Here is a 20,510-nt window from a genome sequence, read left to right on the forward strand (position 1 = left end):
TCCCCCTATGGTTATTCAACATAAAGTATAGATGTTTTGGAGTAAAAATGAGCGAAACGGCAACGCAAAATAAAGAGACTCGTGGCTTTCAATCTGAAGTAAAACAACTACTTCATCTAATGATTCACTCACTGTATTCAAATAAAGAAATCTTTCTACGTGAGCTGATCTCTAACGCATCTGACGCGGCTGACAAGCTTCGTTTTCAAGCCCTATCTAATGGTGACCTTTACCAAGGCGATGCTGATTTAGGTGTGAAACTTTCATTCAACGCTGAAGCAAATACCTTAACGATCTCTGATAACGGTATCGGCATGAGCCGTGACAACGTTATTGAGCATTTAGGTACGATTGCTAAATCAGGTACAGCAGACTTTTTCTCAAAACTGTCTGAAGACCAAAGCAAAGACTCTCAATTGATTGGTCAATTTGGTGTGGGTTTCTATTCTGCGTTCATCGTTGCTGACGCGGTAACGGTTCGCACTCGTGCGGCTGGCCTAGCAAACAATGAAGCCGTTCAATGGCACTCTGCTGGCGAAGGCGATTACACCATCGAAGACATCACTAAAGAATCTCGCGGTACTGACATCATTCTGCATATGCGTGAAGACGGTAAAGAGTTCTTAAACGAATGGCGCCTGCGTGAAGTGATTGGTAAGTACTCTGATCACATCGGCATCCCTGTTTCTATCTTCACAGCCGTGAAAGATGACGAAGGTAAAGACACCGAAGAGAAGCATTGGGAACAGATTAACAAGGCGCAAGCGCTTTGGACTCGTAACAAATCTGATATCGAGAAAGAAGAGTATCAAGAGTTCTACAAGCACGTATCTCACGACTTTGCTGATCCACTGACGTGGAGCCACAACAAGGTTGAAGGTAAGAACGACTACACAAGCTTGCTTTACATCCCAGCGAAAGCACCTTGGGACATGATGAACCGTGACCACAAGAGTGGCTTGAAACTTTACGTGCAGCGTGTATTCATCATGGATGACGCAGAGCAGTTCATGCCATCTTACATGCGTTTCGTTCGCGGTCTGATTGACTCAAACGATCTGCCATTGAACGTGTCTCGTGAAATCCTGCAAGACAACAAGGTAACTCAGTCTCTTCGTGGCGCATGTACCAAGCGTGTACTAACTATGCTTGAGCGCATGGCAAAGAATGACAATGACAAGTACCTAGAGTTTTGGAAAGAGTTCGGCCTAGTATTGAAGGAAGGCCCAGCTGAAGACATGGCGAATAAAGAGAAGATCGCTGGTCTACTCCGTTTCTCGTCAACGGAAGTGGATTCTGCTGAACAAACCATCAGCCTTGAATCTTACGTTGAACGCATGAAAGAAGGCCAAGATAAGATTTACTACCTAACAGCGGATAGCTACGCTGCAGCTAAGAACAGCCCACACTTGGAGCAGTTCAAAGCGAAAGGTATTGAAGTGGTTCTAATGTACGATCGCATTGATGAGTACGTAATGAACTATCTAACTGACTTTGATGGCAAACAATTCCAATCGATCACAAAAGCAGGCTTAGATCTAAGCAAGTTTGAAGGTGAAGAAGAGAAAGAGAAGCAGAAAGAGACTGAAGAAGAGTTCAAGTCTGTTGTAGAGCGCACTCAATCTTACCTAGGTGGTCGTGTTAAAGAAGTTCGTACGACCTTCAAGCTAGCAACAACACCTGCGGTTGTAGTAACGGACGACTTCGAAATGGGCACGCAAATGGCTAAGCTTCTTGAAGCTGCTGGTCAAGCTGCGCCTGAAGTGAAGTACATCTTCGAGATTAACCCTGAGCACGCTCTGGTTAAACAAATGGCCGATGAAGCAGACGAGCAAGCGTTTGGTCGTTGGGTTGAGTTGCTACTTGGGCAAGCGATGCTGGCTGAAAAGGGCTCAATGGAAGATCCGTCACAATTCTTGGGTGCAATCAACGAGCTACTGACAAAGCGTTAGTCTTTCGACTTTAGGTTAAGCCAAAAATTGTAATAAAAAGCTCGCAAATGCGGGCTTTTTTTTATGAACGTCGCTGAAAATCTATTAAACGTGGTCAACGTCACCGTTATCGTCACAACAAATGTTGCCGATACATTCTTTAGTCGTAAATTCAGCCAAATTGAATATTAATGTGATAGAATGCTCGACCTAATCAGCTGGAGCTAGGAACCAATTTCTTCCAGTTGTATGATTTTTAAACGTTATACCGAAACTTACCGTTTTGCTTCTGTTTACAGTTTTGCTTAACCTCAGCTGTTACCTAACTTTTCCTGTTTATCTTAAATATGAACGAGGAAGGTGGGATAGTGAGCTTCGGTATAAATCATAATTTTATAAGAGGATTAAACATGCGCATCATTCTTCTAGGTGCTCCTGGCGCGGGTAAAGGTACTCAAGCTAACTTCATCATGAACAAATTTGGTATCCCTCAAATTTCAACTGGTGACATGCTACGTGCTGCTATCAAAGCGGGTACTGAGCTTGGTAAGCAAGCAAAATCAGTAATCGACGCTGGTCAGCTAGTTTCTGATGAAATTATCCTTGGTCTTATCAAAGAGCGTATCGCTCAAGATGACTGTGAGAAAGGTTTCCTACTAGACGGTTTCCCACGCACAATCCCACAAGCTGATGGCCTAAAAGAAATGGGCATCGCTGTTGATTACGTTGTTGAATTCGACGTTGCTGACGATGTGATTGTTGAGCGTATGGCTGGTCGTCGTGCTCACCTTCCTTCAGGCCGTACATACCACACTGTGTACAACCCGCCTAAAGAAGAAGGCAAAGATGACGTAACTGGCGAAGAGCTAGTTGTACGTGATGACGACAAAGAAGAAACCGTTCGTGCACGTCTAGGCGTATACCACGATCAAACAGCTCCGCTAATCTCTTACTACGGTAAAGAAGCTGAAGCAGGCAACACTCAGTACCTTAAGTTTGACGGTACTAAGCAAGTTGCTGAAGTTAGTGCAGAACTTGAGAAAGCACTAGCATAATTGGCTAACAGCCAGTTTTAGAATTTGATATATTGGAAGCGACCTTAAGGGTCGCTTTTTTTGTTTCAGTTTTTAGTACGATACCAATCTAGATAATTCGATTACACACCATTCAAGATGAAACCGTTTTTGATGAAGGTGGCTCACAATCGAGAGTAGATGTTGCGATATCCCATTTAAAGAATGATTATTCAGACATTTAGTGGGAACCAATGATCTTAAACTTATGCAGATTAGTATATTACTTTCCAGAAAATCACATATTGGTCTCAGGTATCTATGGAAAATAATAAAAAGCAGGGCGTTTTACTGGTGAACTTAGGAACACCAGATTCGGCGACCCCAGCTGGCGTTCGTCGATTTTTGAGTGAATTCTTACACGACAAGCGAGTAGTAAACCTAACCCGTTGGCTTTGGTGCCCAATCTTGCACGGGGTGATTTTACCGATTCGAGCACCCAAAGTAGCCAAGTTGTATCAATCTGTCTGGATGGATGAAGGCTCACCACTGTTTGTGTATTCTCAAAGACAAGCTGAAAAGCTCCAGAAGAAACTAGAGATGCCGGTTGCACTGGGTATGACCTATGGTAACCCAAGCATTAAGACTGGTGTTGAGCAACTGATGGACCAGGGCGTTGAGGACATCATCGTACTGCCTTTATATCCTCAGTATTCTGGCACAACCACAGCGGCAGTTTCTGATGGTTTAACCAAAGCCTTTAAACAGATGCCAGTTATCCCAAGCTATCGCTTTATTCGTGACTACTACTCACACCCTAGCTATGCCAAAGCATTGGCTGAAAGCGTTCGTAGCCATTGGGAACAAAATGGCAGAGCCGATCACTTGGTTTGTTCGTTCCACGGTATTCCGAAGCGCTTAGCTGATGAAGGCGATATCTACCCACAGCATTGTGAAGCAACGACAAAGCTGCTTGCTGCTGAGCTAGGTTTATCTGAAGAAGACATCACCATGACCTACCAATCGCGATTTGGTCGAGAGGAGTGGTTGAAGCCATACACTGACGAGACACTTGAATCACTGCCAAGCAAAGGTATCAAGAAGATCGACATCATGGCACCTGCATTTTCGGTTGACTGTTTGGAAACGTTAGAAGAGATTTCAGACCAGTGTAAAGATACTTTCATTGACGCTGGTGGTTCGGACTTTAGCTACATTATGTGTTTGAACGACAGAGACTCGCACATCGATATGATGGCAGAGTTAGTCGCTCTATATCGCTAACAGCTGCTGAGCCTTGATTACGTCTTATCGCATAAATAACAAAAGGGCTGCTCATTGAGCAGCCCTTTTTGAACTTGAAGTTTCTTCTTGAAATAGCTCTAGATATTAAGCAACAGACGTTTCTGCTGTCTCAGCTTTTGGCTCTGCTTCAAGCGTCATGTTGGTTTCTACACCATGCATCCAGGATACGAGCTTACCAGCACAAAGAAGCAATAATACGCCACTAATTGTTGCTGTAATCGCGATACCACCAAAGATAGACATCGCGCCAAGCTCACCAACGTGAGAACCCACTAGGCCTGCTACGTAGTTTGCAACCGCATTGAAGCCAAACCAAGCACCCATCATTAGTGATGCTAAACGAAGTGGAGCTAGCTTAGTGACCAACGACAGGCCAATAGGCGATAAACAAAGCTCACCAAGTGTATGGAAGAAGAAGGCACCTACTAGCCATAACATCGATGTTTTCACTGTTAGGTCACCACCTTGCTCCATTACCGCACCCATCATGCACACAAAGCCAAGTGCTAAGAAAAACAGCGCCATCGCAAACTTAACAGGTGAGTTTGGCTCACGCTTACCCAGTTTCACCCAGAACGCAGCAATGATTGGAGCAAGTGTAATGATGAAGAATGGGTTCAAAGATTGGAACCACGCAGCAGGAACTTCAAAGCCACCAATCATACGGTCAGTATATTGTTGAGTGTAGATGTTCATTAGGCCGCCAGCTTGTTCAAAGCCCGCCCAGAATACAATCACGAACAGACCCATAATCAGAATAACTTTTAGTCTGTCGAATTCTTCTTTAGTTAGTGGCGCTTTCTCTTTCGATTTGTTCAGTTCTTTTGCTCGAGCAGCCGCAGGTACAGAACCGATGTTGCCTAACCAAGATTGAGCCATCGTCATTTGCATGATCAAGCTAATAACCATACCGATACCAGCAGCCAAGAAGCCCGCTTTCCAACCGAATGAATCCACTGCTGCACCGGAAATCAAGCCACCAAGTAGTGCGCCTAAGTTGATGCCCATGTAGAAAATGGTGAAAGCACCATCACGGCGGTTATCACCTTCTTGGTACAAGTCGCCAACCATGGTCGAGATGTTTGGTTTAAACATACCGTTACCACTGATAAGCAGTGCTAAACCAAGGTACAGAGCGTTGACTTGGTCTAAGCCAATAAAGCCGTTAGGTAGAGCCAGTGTGAATTGGCCTAGAGCCATCAATACACCACCAATTAGGATCGATTTACGTTGTCCTAGGTAGTTATCGGCAATCCAGCCACCAATTAATGGTGTGATGTAGACTAAACCTGTGTAGATCCCGTAGAGATCGAGAGCGTCTTTTGTTGACCAACCAAGGCCACCATTAAGAGTGGTATCAGTTAAGAATAAAACAAGAATTGCACGCATTGCATAGTAGGAGAAACGTTCCCATAGCTCTGTGCTAAATAGTAGAAATAGGCCTCTAGGGTGGCCAAAGATGTTGTGAGTGCTTGGCATAAGTTTTACTAATTTTAGGTATTAAAAGATTTTATAGTCACTTATGTATACAGAGTGGAATAACCATCTGCAATAGGCGTCTTTTATGGTTACGATAACTAATTTTTTATAACTGCATGAAAATAAGGGGTTTTCTATGCAATGTTACCCAGATAATGCGTGCTGCAAACTAATTTTCCAGTTTTGGGCTGGATGCATAGTGAGCTTTTTAAAAGAATTACCGAATAATAAAAGTGAAATGCATTGACTTGTTGTATCATTTTGATCTTCATAGGGTATGGTGTGTTTTATTTATCTGGCATACATACGCTTACAAGAATGCGCCTTTTTATCTGTAAATGATCCCTGTACAATGCTTAACCACTTTTCGGACCTATGACTTTTTGTTGATAAGTTGGTCTGTTACGCATAATTTCTTGCTTATCAGTCTTCATTTTATTAACGGTGATTAAACCGTTTTAGGCTTGTGGTAAAATGTTCAAAAATAGAAAATGGCTAGTAAAATGAAACGTTGGTATTTGCTCTACTGTAAGCGTGGTGATCAAAAACGCGCTCAACAGCACTTAGAGAATCAAGGGGTAGAGTGCTTTTATCCTCAAATAGAAGTCGAAAAGGTGGTGAGAGGGAAAGAAAAGCAGGTCAAAGAGCCGCTGTTTCCATCTTACATCTTTGTTCGCTTTGACTATGAGCAAGGTCCTAGCTTCACGACTGTTCGTTCAACGCGCGGTGTGGTGGACTTTATTAAGTTCGGCACAAGACCGCATGAGGTCCAAGGTGACTTGGTTTTTGAACTCAAAGAGTTTGAGAAGTGCTACAGCATCGAAACTGAAGATTGTTGTGTTGAGTTTGAATCTGGGCAGGTGGTTAAGATTCAGAGTGGCCAGTTTGCCGGGGTTGAGGCTATTTTCGATCAGAAAGACGGTGAGGCTCGATCGATTATGTTGGTAAAAATGATCAGCCACGTGGTTCCTATCAGTATTGAGAACGAAGCACTACAAGCTCACGCATAACTGCAACAATAAAAAATAGGCTTAAAAATAAAAAGGCGCATCATGCGCCTTTTTTAGTCTTTAGGGTTTGTTCAAAACGCTCTAAGCGTTGTAAGCATCGTTGTGAACGGCTTGTACTGCACGGCCCGATGGGTCGACACAGTTTTTGAATGACTCATCCCACTCAATCGCTTTTGCTGATGAACAAGCAACTGAAGGTCCACCTGGTACACATTCTGCCGCTGATTCTAGAGGGAATAGCTCCTCAAAGATTTCACGGTAAGCATAACCTTCCTTGGTTGTTGGCGTGTTGTAAGGGAAACGGAACTTAGCAGCCTCCATTTGTTGATCCGTTACTTTTGCTTCAGCCGTTGCTTTCAATGTATCAATCCAATCGTAGCCAACACCATCAGAGAACTGCTCTTTTTGACGCCATGCGATTGAATCTGGTAGGTAGTCTTCAAAACACTCACGCAGGATGTGTTTCTCCATCTTACCGTTACCACACATCTTGTCTTCAGGGTTCAGGCGCATTGCGACATCGATAAACTCTTTGTCTAAGAATGGTACACGACCTTCAACGCCCCATGCTGCCAATGATTTGTTTGCGCGAGCACAGTCGAACATGCTTAGAGCAAGTAGCTTACGTACTGTTTCTTCGTGGAACTCTTTTGCGTTTGGCGCTTTATGGAAGTAAAGGTAGCCACCAAAGATTTCATCAGCACCTTCACCAGACAATACCATTTTGATGCCCATTGCTTTGATCTTACGAGCAAGCAAGTACATTGGCGTTGATGCACGAATCGTCGTTACATCGTAAGTCTCGATATGGTAGATAACATCACGGATCGCATCTAAGCCTTCCTGAATGGTGTAAGTCATCTCGTGGTGCACAGTACCGATCTTGTCCGCAACTTCACGAGCAGCGATAAGATCTGGTGCGCCTTCAAGGCCAACTGCGAATGAGTGTAGTTGTGGCCACCAAGCTTCAGATTGCTCATCATCTTCGATACGCATTGCAGCAAAGCGTTTAGCGACCGCTGAAGTAATTGATGAATCAAGGCCACCAGATAGAAGTACACCGTAAGGAACGTCAGTCATTAGTTGGCGTTTAACAGCTGCTTCTAGTGCTTCAGTCAGTTCTTCTTTGCTTGTGCTGTTGCCTTGTACCGCAGCGTACTCGTTCCAATCGCGGATGTAGTAGCGTTGAGGTTCTGCATCTTTCGAAGAGTAGAAGCTACCAGGAGGGAATTCACTGATCGTCTTACATACTTCAACCAATGCTTTCATCTCTGAAGCAACGTAGTAGTTACCGTGCTCATCGTAACCTTGGTAAAGCGGGATGATACCAATATGGTCGCGGCCCACTAGGTATTCGTCTTTCTCTTCATCGTATAAAACGAAGGCGAAAATACCGTTAAGCTCTTCTAGAAGGTCTGCACCCATCTCTTGGTATAGCGCTAGGATAACTTCACAGTCAGAATCAGTCTGGAACTGGTACTTATCTTCATAGCGTGCGCGAAGTTCTTTGTGGTTATAAATTTCACCGTTCACTGCAAGAATGTGCTTTTTGTCTTGGCTGTATAGTGGTTGAGCACCACTGTTCAAGCCAACAATAGCAAGACGTTCATGAGCAAGGATTGCTTTTTCACCAGCATAGATACCAGACCAGTCCGGACCACGGTGACGAAGCTTCTTAGACATTTCTAAAGCAATAGGGCGAAGTGCTGCGGCATCACTTTTAATGTCGAGAATGCCAAATACTGAACACATAGAACTTCCTTTTAAATAATTTCTAAATCAACTGCATTCAATTTGCCATTCTGGCTAAAAAAAGCAACCGGATGTGAGCAAAAAAATAATATAAAGGGTGTTCTGTTAGAAATTATCTAATTTTTATGTGCTTTTGGTGTGTGATGTTTAATTGCGGTTGGTTTTTTAAACAAAAACCTCTCAAAAGTGCGAAAAATAGTCAGTTTTGAGAGGTTTAGTTGAACACGGTCTAATACTAGATTTTATTGATATTTGGATTTAACTGTTCGCAAACGTGGCGAGCAAAACCACTACCAGCCTCGCTGTAAATGTTAAATGCCGCATCAACGCCATTCTCTTTCAGTGTTTCGAGTTGATCTGGATATTCAGCAATAGCCGCAATTTGGCCTTTAAAGTTACGTGACTTCAATTGCTCTAAAGCGGTTTGATTACCTTGGTGGTGAGGCATAGCCAGGATCACTAGCTTTACGTTTGCTGTATCTAGAATTCGTTCCCAGAAATCCGGGTCAGTCGCGTCACCAGAGATCACGTTCCTGCCATGGCTTCTGTGATTGTGCGCGGCTTCTTCGCGAACTTCAACACCTAGGCTGACTTTGCCATAGCGAGTGCGTAATTCGTCATAAGCACCAGTACCAATTCGTCCCATACCAAGAATCAGCACTTGGGCCCGACCTGGGTCAATTCGCTTATCACGTCGGTGAAGCTTTTCTGACGCATGCTCTTTTAGCCATTTACCTGACTGCTGATAAAGCTTGTGACCAGCTCGGTTTAAAGGTGCTGCGATTAAGAACGACAGTGAAACAGCAATTGCCACAGCCACCAAGATGTCACCTGACATCCAGCCCATCTTGAAGGCGAGACCACCAACGATGAGGCCAAACTCGCTATAGTTAAACAGTGATAGCGAGGCAAGTAGAGACGTTCGAACACGGAACTTGAAGCGGTTGAGTACCAAGAAGTAGAGAACACCTTTCACTGGCAGCATCAGCAAGAACAAGATTGCGAGCATAAAGCCTTGAATGGTTGGTTGCTCTGACAAACCAATGTTCAAGAAGAAACAGACAAGGAAAAGTTCTTTAAGGTTAAACAGCGACTTTGATAATTCTGAGGCTTTTGGGTGACCAGCAAGTAACATACCTAAAACAAGAGCCCCCAAGTCTGGTTTCACACCAACCAAATGGAATAAACCAGCACCGACGACTAATGCGAAGAAGATGCCGGAAAGAACCAGCATCTCACCGTGACCAACCCAATCGAGCACTTTGTAGAACAGTGGGCGTAATAAGGGTAGGGCAAACAGAGCAATCGCATACCACTCAGGTATTTTGCCCGTAGAAGCCGTTAAGAATACTACGGCGAAGATATCCTGCATGACCAAGATACCAATCGCTAACGTTCCGTAGGTCGCATTCATTTCGCCTTTCTCTTGCAGAGTCTTAACCGCAAATACGGTACTAGAGAATGAAAGAGCAAAACCGAGCAGAACGATCTGTTCTACCGACATGGCAGCTAGCGATGAAATACCTAAGAACTTAAAGCCAAACAGGGCGACGGCGAAAAACAGAGTGGACAAAAGGTTGTGGATTGTCGCGCCAGCCCAGATCTCTTTAGAGAGTAGGGTTTTGATATCGAGCTTTAAGCCGATAGTAAATAGAAGCAGAGTAACACCAAGGTCAGCTAAAGTAATGATGGTGTCATTGGTTTCAAAGCCAAAGGCAAAAAGCCCAAAGCCTGCAACCAAAAAACCAACTAATGGGGGAAGGTGACACTTTAAAGCAATAAATCCTGCGATAAACGCAGTGGATATTAATATAAGTTCCATAACTTGTTGTTGTAGTTCCCTAGCTTAAAAAAACGGGCCGTGTTTATACAAACACGGCCCGCGGAAAATCAGAATTGTTTTTCTCTAGTCTTCGAGAAGCTTCTGCAGTAACACGCCGTTGAGCATGGCGCGCTTAATCATGGCAAAAGCTCCCATCGTAGGATGTTTATCGATCTGTGATGCTACAATAGGCAAGCCGCTATGGAAAGTCGTTAACGACTGATTCTCTACATTGCGCTTAATTGCAGGGAAAACAATCTCTTGTGCCTTGGTAATATCACCAGCAATGATAACTTTTTGAGGGTTAAATAAGTTAATCGTCATGGCGATAGCCTTACCTAACTGGTTTCCTACTCGAACTAAGCTTTGCTTCGCCAGTTCGTCACCATTGATTGCATGGTCACACACATCTTGAATCGTAATACGGTCAAGCTCTGTTAAAGAAGACTCATAGCCTTGTTTAATCAGTTTTTGAACTCGTTCAACGATTGCTGGGTTTGCCGCTACGGTTTCAAGACAACCGAAGTTACCACATTGGCATTGCTCGCCTAGCGGATCGATTTGGATATGGCCAATCTCACCTACGTTGCGGTTGTGACCTAAGAAAACCTGACCATTTACGATAATACCTGCGCCGGTACCACGGTGAACACTCACTAAAATAGAGTCTTGGCTGTCTTTACTTGCACCGAAGTAGTGCTCTGCAAGCGCCATTCCGCGAACATCGTTACCCACAAAACAAGCGACATGGAATGTGTCGCGAATAATGTCACTTAAAGCCAGGTTATCGATATCCGTGTTTGGCATGTACTCAACAACACCAGTCGTTGGGTTAACCAAGCCTGGAAGTGTGACACCAATAGCAATCAGCTGATCGATCTTTGGTTGGTGTTCAGCAATGAAAGCCTTCAAATTATTAACCAAGCCTTGGGTAAGGTCTGACTGGTCTGAATAATTCAGGTCTTGCTGTTGGAAAGCCAACTCACGACCGCCAAGGTCATGAAGGCTTATTTGAATGTAGTCTCGACCTAAACGCACAGCGACAGAATGAAAAGGTTCTACTTCTGTGGTTAGGGAGATAGCGCGTCTACCGCCAGTAGACGCTTGCTGCGCAACCTCTTTAATTAGGCCGCGCTCTAAAAGTTGGCGGGTAATTTTTGTAACACTTGCCGGTGCGAGTTGGCTTACATCAGCCACTTGTATACGACTGATAGGCCCTTGTTGGTCTATAAGTCGGTATACCGCCGCACTGTTTAGTTGTTTAACTAAGTCTACGTTACCTATTTGTCCGCCATTCATACTTAATTGTGCTCGTATTGTCCGTTAACAACAGTCGCTTTAACGTTAAAGTCTCGGTCAAATACAGCTAGGTTTGCAACCATGCCTTTTTTGATTCGACCTAGCTTGCTTTCTACACCGATAGCCGTAGCTGGGTATAGCGTAGCCATGCGAAGAGCTTCGTCTAAAGCGATACCAGCGTGCTCAACTGTATTCTGAACTGCTTCAATCATAGTCAGAGCTGAGCCGCCCAGTGTGCCGTTTTCATCAACACACTTACCATCACGGTAATATACTTTCTTACCGACAAAAATAAAGTATTCCATGTCAGCACCTGCAGGAGCTGTGGCATCCGTCACTAATACCAACTTTTCTCCCTTGATTTTATGCGCAATTCTGATGTTTGCGTAATCAACGTGGAAACCGTCGGCAATGATGCCAGCGTAAACCTCTGGTGTGTCGTAAATCGCGCCTACAACGCCCGGTTCACGACCGACCATAGGGGTCATTGCATTGAATAGGTGAGTAGCGAACGTGATACCAGATTCAAAACCTTGGCGTGCTTCTGCGTAAGTTGCGTTGGTGTGGCCGATAGAAACCACAACGCCAGCTTTGTGCAGGCGTTCAATGTGTTCAGGGTCGTTTAACTCTGGAGCTAATGTAACTTTTGCAACAAGGTCACTGTTGTCACAGATAAGCTCAATCATTTCGTTGTCAGACTTACGAATGTGATCGACGCTGTGGATGCCTTTTTTCGCAACGTTCAAGTACGGACCTTCTAGGTGCAGACCTAAAGATTGGTTTTGGTACTGGTTGTGGTACTCACGAGCTGCCGTAATAACGGCACGCATATCTTCGTCTGAAGAGGTGATAAGCGTTGGTAAGAAGCTAGTACAGCCAGATTTCAGATTTGCTTTGTGCATGATCTGCATGGTTTCTGCAGTGATCTCATCGTTAAGCATTACACCGCCACAACCGTTCAGTTGTAGGTCAATGAAACCTGGACTTAGGTTTGCTCCGTCTAGGTCGCGAACCTCGATTCCCTCTGGCAATTCAGAGATAGGACAGACTTTTTTGATCAGTTCGTTTTCGATTACAACAGCATGATCGGTCAGAACATCACTACCAGTGTAAATTTTACAGTTACTTAGCGCGTACATAGTCAGCTAATCCTTATTTCGTGAGATCTTTTAAATTCGTTCGTTACCTAAATGCGGACTTAGTTTGCGAGCATCATTTACGTAACGATTTATCTTTTATGGGCAAACGGCTTCAATATAGGAAGCTATTTAAGTGGTTGAAAAATATATGAACAACTGATCGTTATTATACATTTAGGTTCATTGTTAATGATTATTCATACGGCAATAGAAGCCCGCAGATACCATCTTTTTACCTAATGATTAGATTTGGATTTTATCTATAAATGTTCATTTTTTTGAATGATAAAATAAGTTTTATGATCTCGCTAGCAAAAACCTCTGGATTTGGTAAAAACTGGTGATTAGGATCACAAATGGTAAGGTTTTAATTTGCGGAGCAAAATTAATTGAATACACTGAATAGGACTAAATTGAGCGACTAAAATAAGTTTCTCAAACGAATTCTAAAAAATCCTATAGGGGGAAACAACTGGTGAATATTCTAGGATATGCACAGAAGCTTGGTAAGGCGTTAATGCTACCAATCGCAACGCTTCCGATTGCGGCGCTTCTTTTACGTTTAGGTCAAGGCGATCTACTTGATATTCCATTCATGGCGCAAGCTGGTGGTGCTATCTTCGGTAACCTACCATTGCTCTTTGGTCTAGGTATCGCGATTGGTCTTTCTAAAGACGGTAACGGCGCAGCAGGTCTTGCTGGTGCAGTTGCTTACTTCGTACTAACTGCTACAGCAACGACAATTAACGCAGACGTTAACATGTCATTCTTCGGCGGTATCTTCGCAGGTATCATCGCAGGTCACTCTTACAACGCTTTCCACGCGACACGCCTTCCAGAGTGGCTGGCTTTCTTCGCGGGTAAACGTTTAGTACCTATCATGGCCGGTCTATTTGCACTTGTTGCAGGTGCTGTGTCTGGTGTGGTTTGGCCTGGTGTTCAATCTGGTCTAGACGCACTGGCTCACGCAGTATCAACGTCTGGCGCTATCGGCCAATTCGTTTACGGTACTCTTAACCGTGCACTTATCCCTGTAGGTCTACACCACGTATTGAACTCATACTTCTGGTTCGGTATGGGTACATGTCAAGAGATCATCGTTGCTGGTCAAGGCGCATTCGCTAACATCACTCAACTTTGTGTTGACCCAGCACTGGCTAAAACTCTAGTTGTTGGCCAAGAGCACACATTCACATTCGCTAACTCTGTAACTCCAGAAATCACTACTGTAGTTAAAGAAGTGACTGAAACTGTTAAATCTGGTGACCTACACCGTTTCTTCGGCGGCGATAAAGGCGCTGGCGTATTCATGAATGGTTTCTTCCCAGTAATGATGTTCGGTCTACCAGGTGCTGCACTTGCAATGTACCTAGCAGCTCCTGCTGAAAAACGTAGCCAAGTTGGTGGCGCACTATTCTCAGTTGCATTCTGTTCATTCCTAACAGGTATCACAGAGCCGCTAGAATTCATGTTCGTATTCCTAGCTCCTGCTCTATACGCAATGCACGCTGTATTTACAGGTCTGTCTCTAGTAGTTGCTAACATGTTTGGTACTCTGCACGGTTTCGGTTTCTCTGCTGGTCTTATCGACTTCGTATTGAACTGGGGTCTAGCAACTAAACCATTCGTACTACTACTAATCGGTCTTGGTTTCGGTGCTCTATACTTCTTCACTTTCTCTTTCGCAATCCGCGCTTTCAACTTGAAATCGCCAGGTCGTGAAGATGATGACGAAGCTGTTGCAGCTCCTGCTGGCGACGCACCAAAAGGCGACCTTGCACGTCAATACCTGAAAGCTCTAGGTGGTCACGATAACCTAACTTCAATCGACGCTTGTATCACTCGTCTACGCTTAACTCTTAAAGACCGCTCTGTCGCTGATGAAGTTGTTCTTAAGAAACTAGGTGCTAAAGGTGTGGTTAAACTAGGTGAAAATAACCTACAGGTTATCCTAGGCCCACTAGCTGAAATCGTAGCTGGCGAAATGAAAGCTATCGGTGCAGGCGAAGACCTATCTGATGTAAAACTTCCATAGTAAAGGAAGTACTTAATTAAGACGTAAAGTTACTCTTAAGTAAGTGTCAAATTGAAAGCCTCCCACATGGGAGGCTTTTTTGTGCCTGCTGTTTAAGGCTAATGAACACGGTTCGTTCTATTCTTCATCGAATAGCAGAAATATTCGCAATTAACGGACGGTTCTTATTGTGCAAAGGCAAAGAATTGTGGATGATTAGCAACAATGATCTTTCAATCTTTGACCGGCGCTATAAGCGACCGTTTTCTTGGGGATGAAAGATAACTTTCTCTGACAATACTAAATACATAGAGGTGCTATAGATGAGTGAAGCTGAGGCTCGTCCATCGAATTTCATTCGCCAAATTATTGATAAAGATTTAGCGGATGGTACACACAGTAGCGTGCATACTCGTTTCCCGCCGGAGCCAAATGGCTACCTGCACATTGGTCACGCTAAATCTATTTGCTTGAACTTTGGTATTGCTCAGGACTACCAGGGACAATGTAATCTTCGTTTCGATGATACAAACCCTGAAAAAGAAGACGTTGAATACGTTGAGTCAATTAAGAATGATGTAAGCTGGTTAGGCTTCGAATGGTCTGGTGATATTTGTTACTCATCAAACTACTTCGATACGCTTTACGCTTATGCTGTGGAATTAATTAATAAAGGCTTAGCGTATGTTGACGAGCTAAGTCCTGATCAAATCCGTGAGTACCGTGGCACGCTAAAAGAGCCAGGTAAAGCGAGCCCATACCGTGACCGCAGCCCTGAAGAGAACCTAGCGTTGTTTGAAAAAATGCGTGACGGTGGCTTTGAAGAAGGTAAAGCGTGTTTGCGTGCTAAGATCGACATGAGCTCTTCGTTCATGGTTATGCGCGATCCTGTTATCTACCGTGTTCGTTTTGCTCACCACCATCAAACAGCTGACAAGTGGTGCATTTACCCAATGTACGACTTTACTCACTGTATCTCTGATGCGCTGGAAGGTATTACGCACTCTATCTGTACGCTTGAATTCCAAGATAACCGTCGTTTGTACGATTGGGTTCTAGATAACATCACGATTGATTGCCAACCTCGTCAGTACGAGTTTAGTCGCCTGAATCTTGAATACACAGTGATGTCTAAGCGTAAGCTGAACCAACTTGTGGTTGAAAACCTAGTTCAAGGTTGGGATGACCCACGTATGCCTACTATTTCTGGCCTGCGTCGTCGTGGTTTTACTTCAAGCTCTATTCGTGAATTCTGTAAGCGTATTGGCGTGACAAAGCAAGAGAACATGATTGAGTTCGGTTCACTTGAGTCTTGCATTCGTGATGATCTGAACGAAAATGCACCTCGTGCAATGGCCGTTCTGGATCCAGTTAAGATCGTTATTGAAAACTACGAAGCAGATGCAGTAGAAACGTTAACTGTTGCAAACCATCCAAACAAGCCAGAAATGGGAACTCGCGAAGTACCATTTACCCGTGAAGTTTGGATTGAGCGTGATGACTTCCGTGAAGAAGCAAACAAGAAGTACAAGCGTTTGGTTCTAGGCAAAGAAGTTCGTCTACGTGGCGCTTATGTGATCAAAGCTGAACGTATCGAAAAAGATGCAGAAGGCAACATTACGACTATCTTCTGCTCTTACGACAATGAAACATTGGGTAAGAACCCTGCAGATGGCCGCAAAGTGAAAGGCGTTATCCACTGGGTATCTGCTGATAAAGCGCTGCCTGCTGAGATTCGTTTGTACGATCGTCTATTCACAGTGGCAAACCCAGCCGCTGCTGATGACTTCGCTGCAACGCTAAACCCTGAATCACTTGTTACGCTAAATGGTTTTGTTGAACCTAGCCTAGCAGAAGGTGTTGCAGAGCAAGCGTACCAGTTTGAACGTACAGGCTACTTCTGTGTGGATTCGAAAGACTCTAAAGCAGATGCACTAGTCTTCAACCGCACGGTTGGTCTGCGCGATACTTGGGGTAAAACTGAAGCTTAATGCTTGAGCATTTAGTTTGTTAAAAACGACCCAATAAAAAACCGGCTTAGAGCCGGTTTTTTTGTGTCTGCGGATATGTGCCTAGAGAGGACGTTGCTAATTTACTCTACTCGCTCAAGTTATATATCATCTGGTCGAGAGTTCGTGATTTCACCAGTGCGGGAGTTATACCAAAATACGTATTCAGCTCTGTCTGGATTTCTATGATGACCTTCAGCTGTGAAGATGTAATAGCAGAGCGCTTGAGCAGTAACAGAATCGCCCTCTTTAGTTAAAAAGGTTAGATTTTGGCGGCGCGATACAAAATCGAATCCATCAAAATTGTCTCGATCGGTTGTAACCGTAAGATCGCTGTTCATAATTGCGTCCCAGATAGCGACACAACCTTGATGGCCTTGACCTATATTGTAGGGCGCGCCCATTGGCGAATTTTTATCAACACCTAAAGGGTAACCCTCATCGTTGATATCTAGCTGTGGGTTACCGTTAGCATCCTCGCCGAAGCCTGGAAGGTCGTTCATTTCTGAATTACCGCCTCCATTCACTAGCCATTTACTATGCGCGAACGTTATCGCAGTTTGAAATTGAGATTGAGCAGCGTCAAACAGAGCGATACGGCCATCGGTTTGAATGTTAAGAAAACGGGGAAGGGCAACAACAGCAAGTACGGCGATAATCACCATAACAACCAACATCTCAATTAAAGTAAAAGCCTTAACTAGCGGGATTCTTTTCATGGATACTTTATGGAGCCCTATATAAAAAACGCCGGCCTAAGCCAGCGTTCTGTATTACTTCTTCGCTTTATGCGCGTCTGGATTGCCTTTGCAATCTCCGCTAATGCTTTTGCCGTACAAGTACAAACTGTGGTTTGTCAGTTGTACGTTGTAACGCTGAGCAATCTCTTTTTGTCTTTCTTCGATGATGTCATCAGAGAATTCGATCACTTCGCCACAATCTAAACATACAAGGTGGTCGTGGTGGTGCTGTGTAGAAAGTTCAAATACAGACTTGCCGCCTTCGAAGTGGTGACGAGTTACAATGCCAGCGTCATCGAATTGGTTAAGTACTCGATAAACGGTTGCAAGACCGATTTCTTCACCTAGGTCGATCAGCTTCTTATATAAATCTTCAGCACTAATATGTTGGCAGTCTGGCTGTTGTAATACTTCTAAAATTTTGAGCCGTGGAAGGGTCACTTTAAGACCTGCATCTTTTAGCGCTTGATTATTGTCTGACATATACTTTCCTGTTGATGATCTGCAGCAATTAACAGAATTCAATATTAATACCATTATAGTTTAGTCAGGCATAACAATAAACCACGAACTTCAAAGGGTTACTTACTGACATCACAATCTGTTTTGTAAATTGGAAGTATCTCACTTATAGTGGAGGTACGACCAGTCAAGGTGACGGTGTTTCTGATATGAACATGGAATGTTGTTATGAATAAGCAACTCGCAAAAATATATAAACCCAACATTGTAAAATTTGCTCTTAATATTTGGCCTCCCTTTTGGGGAGCGGGTATTCGAATAGCCCACATTAGCGCTGACTTTAGGGTTGTTAAGACGGTACTTAAGCTACGCTGGTGGAATAAGAACGCCAATCGTACTCAATATGGCGGCAGTATCTTTTCTCTTACCGATCCCGTTTACTCATTGATGTTAATGGGAATTTTAGGTGAGCGATATTATGTTTGGGATAAAGAAGCGAGCATTAACTTCATCAAGCCGGGGCAATCGGACTTGTATGCAGATTTTGAGATAAGCCAAGGGCAGCTTGACGATATCTATCGTCAGACACAGCTCGGTGAAAAGTGTTTTCCTGAATTTATTATTCACGTGAAAGATAAGCAGGGTAATGTGGTCTCAGAAATTCAACGCACCCTCTATGTAAGAAAGAAGCCGCAATTTAGAGATGATGATGAAGCATTAGAAGCTGAGTGCTAATTAATAGATTTTAAATAGCAAAAAACCTCCCATAAGGAGGTTTTTTCATATCTACATAATGGTTATTAATTGTAACAATTAACAACCACTAGAGAATTAGTCTTCTAGCTCTGCTAGGCACATTTCTGCGTGGATTTGTTTAACCCAGTTAGATACGCGCTCATCAGTTAGCTCAGGTTGACGGTCTTCATCGATACATAGACCAACGAATTGGCTGTCATCGCCTTCAACTAAACCTTTCGATGCTTCGAATTCGTAGCCTTCAGTTGATGTGTGACCTAGGATAGTACCGCCTTTCGCTTCAACGATGTCACGGATAGTACCCATAGCATCACAGAAGTATTCTGCGTAATCTTCTTGGTCGCCACAACCAAAGATAGCAACAAGCTTAGTTGAGAAATCAATAGCTTCTAGCTCTGGGAAAAAGTCATCCCAATCACATTGTGCTTCGCCGTAGTACCACGTAGGGATACCAAGCAGCAGTAGATCGAAGTTATCGATATCTTCTTTGCTGCTTTTTGCAATGTCTTGAACGTGAACGAGCTGTTTGCTCAATTGCTTTTGAATCATCTTAGCAACAGCTTCAGTGTTACCTGTATCGCTACCAAAGAAGAGACCTACACTTGCCATAGAATCATTACCTTTCATTTTGTCTGTTGTCGGTGTGATAAAGTTCGGAAGAGAATCGTTAGATCCCAGTTCCTTCCCAGCTTAGTTGGATTATCCCTTTGGCGATAAAACCCGCACAGCCAAGGAAAAGTACTAACCATACGATGCGACGACCAAATGGAGGAACATTTCCCTGCTTGAGAACGTCCTTAATTGCCATACCGATTAAAAAGAAAATCGCGGCAAACAGGAGATCTAAACCAACAGATTCAATGATGTTCATGTAGTCGTAAAGCATGGGAACCTTATATACCAATTTTGCTTGGGCGCACTATATCACTGTTGCGAGATAAAGTTAATCTGCAGTGATTACTCAGCTCTCATTTATCTGCATGAAAAAGCGCGCTTAAGCGATGAATTTTCGTATTGCTCTGAGTACTTCAGCTGGCTTTTCTGCGTGTAGCCAATGACCCGTATTGGCAATGACGTGCGCCTTTGCGTTAGAAAATTGCTGCTGAACTGCAGTTTGGTGCTCAGCCGTGAGGTAGTCAGAATCCCCACCTTTTATTAGCAAGGTTTTGACCGAGGTTTTGTCGATCGGTTCCCAGCCAATGATGTGAGCGTAGTTTGCAAGTAGTGACGCGACGTTAAAGCGCCACTCCATAATGCCTTGTTCTGACTTGAATAGTGATTTCGTTAAGAACTGGCGAACCCCGTCGATTTCAATATGTTTTGCGAGTACTTTAAGTGCTTCAGAGCGAGATTCTGGTTTTTCTTCTATCACGGCTTGAAGGCCTGCGAATACGTTATCATGGCGACTTTGGGTGTAAGCGACCGGTGCCATGTCCAGTACGATCAGTTTACGTAGCTCTAGGTGTTGGGTGAGTGCCATGGCAACCTTGCCACCCATCGAGTGACCAATCACAGTGACGTCGTCTAACTCGAGATCTTTCAACAGTTGAGAGACATCTTGCGCCATCGCTTGGTAGTCATGAGTGTCACTATGGAAAGATTGGCCGTGGTTACGTAGATCGATACTAAGCACTTGATGATCGGCTTTTAGATCCCTAGCGAGCAAGCCAAGGTTGTCCAGATTACCGAATAATCCATGGATCAAAACAATGGTGTGACCCTCACCTTCAATTTTATAGTTGAGCTGTACTGACATTTTTATCTTATTCATGGTGGGTT

Annotated in this window: 17 protein-coding genes; 7 read left to right on the forward strand and 10 right to left on the reverse strand. The window is 43.8% G+C overall.

What is annotated here, in order from left to right:
• Window positions 1-47 precede the first annotated feature (47 nt).
• The 3 genes from htpG (at window position 48) to hemH (ending at window position 4,228) form a co-directional block, all read left to right on the forward strand.
• Window positions 48-1,952: a molecular chaperone HtpG gene (gene htpG / locus CWO08_RS04120; protein WP_108019965.1), complete on the forward strand. Its 1,905-nt coding sequence runs from the start codon at window positions 48-50 to the stop codon at window positions 1,950-1,952.
• 389 nt (window positions 1,953-2,341) lie between these two features.
• On the forward strand, window positions 2,342-2,986 hold the full coding sequence (gene adk / locus CWO08_RS04125) for an adenylate kinase (RefSeq protein ID WP_048660860.1): 645 nt from the start codon (window positions 2,342-2,344) through the stop codon (window positions 2,984-2,986).
• A 279-nt stretch (window positions 2,987-3,265) separates the two neighbouring features.
• Window positions 3,266-4,228 carry a ferrochelatase gene (hemH, locus tag CWO08_RS04130; protein ID WP_102479478.1) on the forward strand — a complete coding sequence of 321 codons (963 nt, stop codon included), beginning with the start codon at window positions 3,266-3,268 and terminating at the stop codon, window positions 4,226-4,228.
• A gap of 105 nt (window positions 4,229-4,333) precedes the next feature.
• On the opposite strand, the gene CWO08_RS04135 is transcribed toward hemH, so the two are convergent.
• The gene (locus tag CWO08_RS04135) at window positions 4,334-5,728 is read right to left on the reverse strand and encodes a peptide MFS transporter (RefSeq protein WP_017629610.1); all 1,395 of its coding nucleotides are present in this window, start codon (window positions 5,726-5,728) and stop codon (window positions 4,334-4,336) included.
• A 503-nt stretch (window positions 5,729-6,231) separates the two neighbouring features.
• Between CWO08_RS04135 and rfaH the strand changes: the two genes are divergently transcribed.
• Complete coding sequence (rfaH, locus tag CWO08_RS04140) at window positions 6,232-6,738, forward strand: transcription/translation regulatory transformer protein RfaH (RefSeq protein WP_102479170.1); 507 nt, start codon at window positions 6,232-6,234, stop codon at window positions 6,736-6,738.
• An 81-nt stretch (window positions 6,739-6,819) separates the two neighbouring features.
• On the opposite strand, the gene asnB is transcribed toward rfaH, so the two are convergent.
• The 4 genes from asnB to nagA all read right to left on the reverse strand — a co-directional run bounded on the left by asnB (window position 6,820) and on the right by nagA (window position 12,750).
• Complete coding sequence (gene asnB / locus CWO08_RS04145) at window positions 6,820-8,490, reverse strand: asparagine synthase B (protein ID WP_017062196.1); 1,671 nt, start codon at window positions 8,488-8,490, stop codon at window positions 6,820-6,822.
• Between the two features lie 235 nt (window positions 8,491-8,725).
• Window positions 8,726-10,312 (reverse strand): cation:proton antiporter family protein, encoded by a 1,587-nt coding sequence (locus CWO08_RS04150; RefSeq protein ID WP_065675885.1) that lies wholly within the window; start codon window positions 10,310-10,312, stop codon window positions 8,726-8,728.
• Window positions 10,313-10,396: 84 nt separating this feature from the next.
• The gene (locus tag CWO08_RS04155) at window positions 10,397-11,611 is read right to left on the reverse strand and encodes an ROK family protein (protein ID WP_017629614.1); all 1,215 of its coding nucleotides are present in this window, start codon (window positions 11,609-11,611) and stop codon (window positions 10,397-10,399) included.
• A gap of 2 nt (window positions 11,612-11,613) precedes the next feature.
• Entirely contained in the window at window positions 11,614-12,750 is a 1,137-nt protein-coding gene (nagA, locus tag CWO08_RS04160; protein ID WP_019820501.1) for an N-acetylglucosamine-6-phosphate deacetylase, read from the reverse strand.
• 475 nt (window positions 12,751-13,225) lie between these two features.
• Here nagA and nagE point away from each other — a divergent pair, with 475 nt between their 5' ends.
• Window positions 13,226-14,785: an N-acetylglucosamine-specific PTS transporter subunit IIBC gene (nagE, locus tag CWO08_RS04165; protein ID WP_048612171.1), complete on the forward strand. Its 1,560-nt coding sequence runs from the start codon at window positions 13,226-13,228 to the stop codon at window positions 14,783-14,785.
• A gap of 302 nt (window positions 14,786-15,087) precedes the next feature.
• On the forward strand, window positions 15,088-16,755 hold the full coding sequence (gene glnS / locus CWO08_RS04170; RefSeq protein ID WP_102478244.1) for a glutamine--tRNA ligase: 1,668 nt from the start codon (window positions 15,088-15,090) through the stop codon (window positions 16,753-16,755).
• Window positions 16,756-16,874: 119 nt separating this feature from the next.
• Here glnS and CWO08_RS04175 read toward each other — a convergent pair whose 3' ends face one another.
• Both CWO08_RS04175 and fcrX read right to left on the reverse strand, forming a co-directional pair.
• Entirely contained in the window at window positions 16,875-17,492 is a 618-nt protein-coding gene (locus CWO08_RS04175) for a Tfp pilus assembly protein FimT/FimU (protein ID WP_108019966.1), read from the reverse strand.
• 54 nt (window positions 17,493-17,546) lie between these two features.
• Complete coding sequence (gene fcrX, locus CWO08_RS04180) at window positions 17,547-17,996, reverse strand: ferric iron uptake transcriptional regulator FcrX (protein WP_048606469.1); 450 nt, start codon at window positions 17,994-17,996, stop codon at window positions 17,547-17,549.
• A 207-nt stretch (window positions 17,997-18,203) separates the two neighbouring features.
• Between fcrX and CWO08_RS04185 the strand changes: the two genes are divergently transcribed.
• Complete coding sequence (locus tag CWO08_RS04185; RefSeq protein ID WP_019820496.1) at window positions 18,204-18,710, forward strand: DUF4442 domain-containing protein; 507 nt, start codon at window positions 18,204-18,206, stop codon at window positions 18,708-18,710.
• A 96-nt stretch (window positions 18,711-18,806) separates the two neighbouring features.
• Here the strand turns inward: CWO08_RS04185 and fldA are convergent, their stop codons facing one another.
• The 3 genes from fldA to CWO08_RS04200 form a co-directional block, all read right to left on the reverse strand.
• The gene (gene fldA / locus CWO08_RS04190) at window positions 18,807-19,340 is read right to left on the reverse strand and encodes a flavodoxin FldA (protein ID WP_102478245.1); all 534 of its coding nucleotides are present in this window, start codon (window positions 19,338-19,340) and stop codon (window positions 18,807-18,809) included.
• Between the two features lie 58 nt (window positions 19,341-19,398).
• Window positions 19,399-19,617, reverse strand: a complete 219-nt coding sequence (locus CWO08_RS04195) for a DUF2788 domain-containing protein (RefSeq protein ID WP_004737900.1) — start codon at window positions 19,615-19,617, stop codon at window positions 19,399-19,401.
• Between the two features lie 108 nt (window positions 19,618-19,725).
• Window positions 19,726-20,487 (reverse strand): alpha/beta fold hydrolase, encoded by a 762-nt coding sequence (locus tag CWO08_RS04200; protein WP_048660854.1) that lies wholly within the window; start codon window positions 20,485-20,487, stop codon window positions 19,726-19,728.
• Between the last annotated feature and the right edge of the window lie 23 nt (window positions 20,488-20,510).

The sequence above is a fragment of the Vibrio sp. 10N.286.48.B8 genome, assembly GCF_003050085.1.
Lineage (GTDB): Bacteria > Pseudomonadota > Gammaproteobacteria > Enterobacterales > Vibrionaceae > Vibrio > Vibrio crassostreae.